This window comes from Streptomyces flavofungini, assembly GCF_041028215.1.
Taxonomy (GTDB): domain Bacteria; phylum Actinomycetota; class Actinomycetes; order Streptomycetales; family Streptomycetaceae; genus Streptomyces; species Streptomyces flavofungini_B.
Window position 1 is genome coordinate 1 of sequence record NZ_JASKYR010001230.1, and the last position, 2,327, is coordinate 2,327.

Annotated in this window: 1 protein-coding gene and 3 pseudogenes; all 4 read left to right on the forward strand. The window is 69.4% G+C overall.

Translation table 11 applies throughout. The features are described 5' to 3' along the window. Positions 1 to 124 precede the first annotated feature (124 nt). Positions 125 to 700, forward strand: a complete 576-nt coding sequence (locus tag AB8Z36_RS39990) for a pilus assembly protein TadG-related protein (protein ID WP_369218268.1) — start codon at positions 125 to 127, stop codon at positions 698 to 700. A gap of 32 nt (positions 701 to 732) precedes the next feature. Further along, positions 733 to 1,308, forward strand: a pseudogene (locus AB8Z36_RS42410) (hypothetical protein); the annotation flags it as partial. Positions 1,309 to 1,395: 87 nt separating this feature from the next. Next, a pseudogene (locus AB8Z36_RS39995) lies at positions 1,396 to 2,060 on the forward strand (OmpA family protein); the annotation flags it as partial. 69 nt (positions 2,061 to 2,129) lie between these two features. Then, positions 2,130 to 2,327 (forward strand): annotated as a pseudogene (locus AB8Z36_RS40000) (hypothetical protein); the annotation flags it as partial.

A 2,327-nucleotide genomic window follows, 5' to 3' on the forward strand; every position in this document is an offset into this window, starting at 1 on the left:
GGATCTATACGTTGATCGACCAGCTGGGTCTCGACGGCAAGATCTCCCAGGCCATCGGCAATGCCGTCAACGACGTGATCGGAGCCTGACGCCGCGTCGTCGTCGTTGGCACGGCGATGATGGGATGACTCTTCCCATCTACATCTGGATCACGAGCATTCTGCTCTTCGCCATGCTCGCCTTCTTCGCCTTCGCTCAAGCCGCCTCCGCCAGAAATGGTGCCCAGTCGGCAGCGGACGCAGCCGCGCTGGCAGCGGCACAGAACGCGCGGGACGAGCTCATGGACGGGCTGGCCCTTTCCATCGGTAAAGGGGACGCCTGGCTCGACTGGCTGGCCGGGGACCAGTTCACTGGAGGGGGCGCCCGGGGTGCGGCGGACCAGCTGGCCGCGGAGAACGACTCCACTGTTGTCGGCTTCGGCCCCGTCGAGGTGAACGGCTATCCCGGTTTCCGAGCGGAGATCGAAACCACGTACACCGTGGGCGATTCGATCATCCCGGGTACGGAGTCCAAACACGCCAAGGCTGAGGCGCAGGCCATCGTCAGACCTCGCTGTGATGTCGCCCCGTCGGCCGATCCCGAGAAGGCCGTGGAATTCGACTGCGACGGCGGCGAGTCGTTCGAGATGGATCCGGCTGACTTCGACCCAGATGACCTTCCGGACGCTTCGGTCCTCTTCTCTGTCCACCTGGCCGACTGACCCTCGTTCGACGAAAGAAGGAAGCCGTAGCCATGAACACTCGGCGCACCATGATGGCCCGCAGGGCAATGTCCGCTGTGGTGATCACGACTGGGCTGGTCCTCACGGTTTCCGGCTGCGGAGGCGGCGGAGAGGGCGGGACGTCGGACAAGGATTCCCCGTCGAAGTCCTCCACCGGCAAGGAAAAGGAGGAGGGAAAGGACGGTGCCGAGGCTCCCGATGCCCAGCAGGCGTTGGCTGAGGTGAAGAGCAATGGCATCACCCTCACTGTCACCTCGGCCTCTCGCGACGAGGGCGGATACCTCACCGTGAACGGCAAGGTCACCAATGGCACGTCGGGTATCTGGGTCGGCAGCGAATGGCGCAGCGACGAGAACGAACTGAAGAAGAACGGCGGCTCCCTGGCCGGTGCGAGCGTCATCGACCAGCAGGGCAAGAAGAAGTACCTCGTGCTGAGGGACACCGGGGGGCGCTGCCTGTGCACCAAGTTCGAGGGCGGGGTCAATGAGGGGCAGACGGTCGACTGGTTCGCCCAGTTCCCGGCGCCGCCGGAGGGGACCGCGAAGGTGCAGCTCCAGGTGCCGACCATGCCCCCCGCCCCCATAGAGGGGGGGGGGGGGGGGGGGGGGGGGGGGGGGGGGGGGGGGGGGGGGGGGGGGGGGGGGGGGGGGGGGGGGGGGGGGGGGGGGGGGGGGGCCGTTGCCGTCGCGGCGGCGCTCGTCCTCGCACTCGGGGCCGCCCCAACCTCCGCGGACGAGGGCGACCCCAGCACACCCCCAGGCAGTACGACCAGCTCCCCGCCCCCCGAAGTCGACTCCAACAGCCCGGGGCTGAAGCTCGCCGACGGTGCCACCCTCGCGCCCGCGAAGGTGGCCTCGGCGGCGAGGAGCGCCGCGAGGACACCAACACGGACGTGAAGTTCGCGCTCCAGGCAGAGGTGCTGTTCGCGAAGAACAGCGCGAGGCTGAACCCGGAGGCGACCGCCCGCATCAAGGCGATCGCCGCGGAGGCGGAGGCGCAGAAGGCCACGGACGTACGCGTCTTCGGGTTCACCGACAACCTCGGCTCCTACAGCCACGGCAAGACGCTCTCCCGGCAGCGCGCCGAAGCCGTCCACGACGAACTCGCGGGCCACCTCGGCCCCGAGGTCACCTTCTCCGTACGCGGCTACAGCGAGGACTATCCGATCGCGGACAACAGCTCCGAGGAGGGCCGCAAGAAGAACCGCCGGGTGGAGGTCTCGTTCCCGCGCGGAGCGACAAGCACGGGCACGGACGCCGGGGACGGAGCGGGGGACGGAGGCGAGACGGGCCCCGCGGGCGACTCGGGACCGGAAGACCCGGACGCGGCGGGGGACTGAGACCCCGGGTCACAGGACACGGGTCAAAACCCGGATGTGCCGAGTCAGCCGCAATGCCAGGATTGCCCCATGAGCACCAACCCCAACGGCTCCACCGACCCCAGCACTCCCGGCACTCCCCACACCACCCCCCGCGCGGCTCCCCGCGGCTTCGACGCGCTCGTGGCCGAGGCCGAGGCCGCTCCCACCGCCGGGTGGGACTTCTCCTGGTTCGAGGGCCGGGCCACCGAAGCGCGGCCCTCGTGGCGGTACGCCGAGGCGATGGCG

What these genes read in the sequence shown, in the direction of transcription:
- AB8Z36_RS39990 (WP_369218268.1), top strand. Translation starts at nt 125, where the DNA reads ATGACTCTTCCCATCTACATCTGGATCACGAGCATTCTGCTCTTCGCC.